The 3,469-nt window shown below is 71.4% G+C and carries 4 protein-coding genes; 1 reads left to right on the top strand and 3 read right to left on the bottom strand.

From position 1 onward, the window contains the following. The 3 genes from ACYVE9_RS19565 to ACYVE9_RS19555 form a co-directional block, all read right to left on the bottom strand. Positions 1 to 487 (bottom strand): DUF6114 domain-containing protein (locus tag ACYVE9_RS19565; RefSeq protein WP_461029183.1); only part of this gene is annotated, 487 nt, incomplete at its 3' end. An 80-nt stretch (positions 488 to 567) separates the two neighbouring features. Beyond that, the gene (locus ACYVE9_RS19560; protein ID WP_461029182.1) at positions 568 to 1,185 is read right to left on the bottom strand and encodes a DUF6230 family protein; all 618 of its coding nucleotides are present in this window, start codon (positions 1,183 to 1,185) and stop codon (positions 568 to 570) included. Between the two features lie 598 nt (positions 1,186 to 1,783). Then, positions 1,784 to 2,755 carry a tetratricopeptide repeat protein gene (locus ACYVE9_RS19555; RefSeq protein ID WP_461029181.1) on the bottom strand — a complete coding sequence of 324 codons (972 nt, stop codon included), beginning with the start codon at positions 2,753 to 2,755 and terminating at the stop codon, positions 1,784 to 1,786. 159 nt (positions 2,756 to 2,914) lie between these two features. On the opposite strand from ACYVE9_RS19555, the gene ACYVE9_RS19550 reads away from it, so the two are divergent. Continuing rightward, the coding region (locus ACYVE9_RS19550; protein ID WP_461029180.1) for a TetR/AcrR family transcriptional regulator at positions 2,915 to 3,469 on the top strand (555 nt) is incomplete at its 3' end.

The raw sequence follows: 3,469 nt of genomic DNA, 5'->3' as shown, positions 1-3,469 counted from the left end.
GTGCGACCGCTCCGGCGGGTCCGGCGGCAGGGGCGGGGTCGCCGGTCGGTGCCGTGCCGACGGCGGGTGCCGCGTGCCGGGGCCTGCCCTCGGGAGCACCCGGCGCCCAGGAGAGACCCAACCCCCCGCCGACCAGGGCCAGCAGGAAACCGACGAGGTATCCGCCGATGTTGGACACGACCAGGGACACCAGGGCGAGCAGGATCGCGGCGACCCCCGCGAACACCCGCCCCTGCGGCTGGTACCAGAGGGTCAGGCCCAGCACCACCAGCAGCACGCCGATGATGAGTGATCCCGACCCTGTGGTGGTGGCCAGCCGGAACGACAGGTTCTCCAGGCTGGGATCCGTGTAGGGGATCCAGACGATCGGCAGGCCCGCCAGCAGCGTGAACAGGCCCGCCCAGAAGGGGCGCTGCCAGCGCCAGTGGCGGAACGACACACGCCAGCGGCCGACGCGCGACCGCGCCCCCGACGACTCGGCACTCATGTGAACAGCTCCCTCGGGCCGGACGGTGCGGAAGTTCGAGGTCGGGGAGCGGGACGTCTCGCCCCGCCCCCCTCAGTGCGTCAGAAGCACTCGTTCTTGCCCTTGGAGACGTTCATCTTGAGCCCAGAGAGCTTGAAGGTACCCGCACTGGTCGCCCACGACGTCTGACGGACGTTGAGCAGCGTGGCCGAGTCGGCCTCCTGTGCGAACGAGCCTGCCCGGGCCTCGTCGTCCGGCCTGACGCCCGGCCCCTTGTTGGAGTCGCCGGCCGCGACCCCGATGTTGATGTTGCGGAAGGTGGCGTCCGCGTCGAGCTGGTCGAGGTCGATGTAGAGGTTCTGCGCCTCGACCTTCTTGCTGCCCTGTCCCGCCCTGAGCAGCAGCGACACGTCGCCGAAGCCGGGGACGGGCACCACGACGGACTGGCACAGGTTGGTCAGCTCGGCGGTCCTGAACGCCGAGACCGCCACCGGCACCTTCTTGCCGCCGCGCTGCGTGTCGATGGCGCCGTACTGCACGAACCCGTTGCCTTCGAGCTTGTCCACGGCGACCTTGGCCTGCTGCCCGGAAACGCTGAACGAGGCGGCCAGCGCGCCCTGGGCGATCGCCAGGCCCACCGCCGCCGTTGCGGCCACACTCGGAACCATGACGACGGCGAACCGCTTCCATCTGGTCCCGCCACGAGCCACAGACTCCATGACATTCCTCCTTCTCGGACGTACATCTCCGGCCCGGTGCGGTCGTCGGATGCGAGCCGCCCCCTGGCAGGGATGGGAGAAGTGCTACGTCCTCGGGAAGGAGAGCGCCGCCAGTCGCGGACGCGGGCAGCGTCCCCTCAGCCGGCGATCACCCCCGAGCGACAACCACTGGCCGCGCTCTCGCGCGGCATGTCGGACAGGCACCGCCGGTTGGACGGGAACCCCCCTGCCCTGGCCGTGAGTGGGGTGCTCACGACCGCCCGGTGGGGTGACCACCACCGCACGTGGCACCGGTTGGCTGCCGGGCTGTCGGGGGTGGACCGAGCGTGGCCGATCGTGGTGCATGGACGGGCTGCGGCACAAGGGGTTCATTACTTGCGGGTAACGGCTGGGTAACCGCGGTACCGGGACACCGGCATACCAGGTACGGAGGGTGCGCGTCCGCTCGGCGGCAAGAAGCGGACCAAACGGGTGCTGTGCGGAGAAATCACCGACCTGCTCTTACCGTGAGTAACAGCGGCCGTGATTGCCAAGATTTGGCAAAACACGGCCGCTGTTTGTCAATCTGTAAATAGGCAGAGGGAAACGGGACTTCCGATCAGAACAGCACCCGGGCGAGGGCACCGCGTCCGGCGACGACCCGCGGGTCGTCGGGGCCGATCACCTCGAACAGCTCCAGCAATCGCAGCCGGGCGGTCTCCCGGTCGTCACCCGCGGTGCGCCGCACCGTCTCGACGAGCCGGCCGAAGGCGTCCTCGACGTGGCCGCCGACCAGGTCCAGGTCCGCCGCCCGCAGTTGGGCCTGCACGTCCGTCGGGGCGTCAGCCGCCGCGCTGCGCACCTGCCGCTCGTCCAGCCCCTGCACCCGGGCGAGCAACTCGGCCTGGGCCAGGCCCAGACGGGCCTCCTGGTTGCCGGGATCGTCGGACAGCACGTTGCGGTACGCCTGCACCGCGCCGCCGAGGTCACCGGTGTCGAGCGCCGCGTGGGCGGCGGCCAGCGCCGGGTCCTCCGGCGGCTCGGGCGCCTGCGGCGCCGCCTGCTCGGGTCCGGCGTCGCCCTCGACGGGCGCGCCGACGATGCCGAAGCGCTCTTCGGCGGCCTGGATCAGCTGGTCAAGCACCTGGCGGACCTGCGCCTCCGGGGCCGCCCCCTGGAACAGCGGCAGTGCCTGACCGGCGATCACGGCGAACACCGCCGGAATGCCCTGCACGCCGAACTGCTGGAACAGCATCTGGTTGCTGTCGACGTCGATCTTGGCGAGTACGAACCGGCCGCGGTACTCCTGGGCGAGGCGCTCCAGCAGCGGCCCGAGCTGCTTGCACGGCTCGCACCACTCGGCCCAGAAGTCGATGACGACGGGCACTTCGGCGGACCGCTGGAGCACGTCGAGTTCGAACCCGGCCTCGTCGACGTCGATCACCAGGCCGCCCGGGGCCGCGGCGTCACCGGGCCCTTCACCTGCGGCGCGCTGGGAGCGCGCCTGCTCGGCCTTCTGCTTGGCCTCACCGGCCGCCTTCACCGCGGCGAGGTCGACCACTCCGCTCATGGACATGTTGCGTGGCTGCATGAGGACAGTCTCCCCCCTCCGCGCGGTGTTGTGCGCCGGGTCCCCACCCGGCCGTGGTCGTCGCGGTGGTGTCGCGGCACTCCGATGGACGGGGCGGTCCACCGGAGGCCATTCCGCTACGGGCCGTAGCGTAACTCATCCGCTGGATAGGGTCACCCCATGGCACGCCCACGCAACGCCGCCACCGACGCGGCCATCCTGGAGGCGACCCGCGCCGCCCTGGTCGAACTGGGCTGGTCCAGGCTGTCGATGGCGGACGTCGCCCACCGCGCAGGGGTCGCCAAGACGACGCTCTACCGGCGCTGGCACAACAAGGGCGAACTGGTCGTCGACGCGGTCGCGGTGGTCTTCGACTCCCTGGAGCTGCCCGACCTCGGCAGCCTGCGGAACGACCTCGAAAGCGTGGTGCTGTCCTTCGGCGCGCTGCTGACCCGCCCCGAGACCTCGGCGGCGCTGATGGCGGTGGTCGGCGAGGCCACCACCGACCCGGCGCTGCAGCAGCGACTGCGCGACGCCGTCGTGGACCGCCAGAAGCACCTGGTGCTCACCGGCCGGGCCCGCGCCCAGGCGCGCGGGGAACTCCCGCCGGATCCCGCCGACCCGGCGGAGACGGCACGGGTGGTCGACCTCGTCTTCGACGTGATCGCGGGCGCTGTGGTGCACCGCCGCCTGGTCAGCGGCGGCCCGGTGGACGCGACGTGGGCCCACCGCTTC

The sequence above is a fragment of the Streptomyces sparsus genome (genome assembly GCF_054776295.1).
The sequence above is the reverse complement of the archived record's forward strand: the minus strand, read 5'-3'. Positions and strand labels throughout refer to the sequence as shown.

Excerpts from the sequence above, each read along its gene's own strand:
- ACYVE9_RS19560 (WP_461029182.1), bottom strand. The coding sequence starts at position 1,185 with ATGGAGTCTGTGGCTCGTGGCGGGACCAGATGGAAGCGGTTCGCCGTC.
- ACYVE9_RS19555 (WP_461029181.1), bottom strand. The coding sequence starts at position 2,755 with ATGCAGCCACGCAACATGTCCATGAGCGGAGTGGTCGACCTCGCCGCG.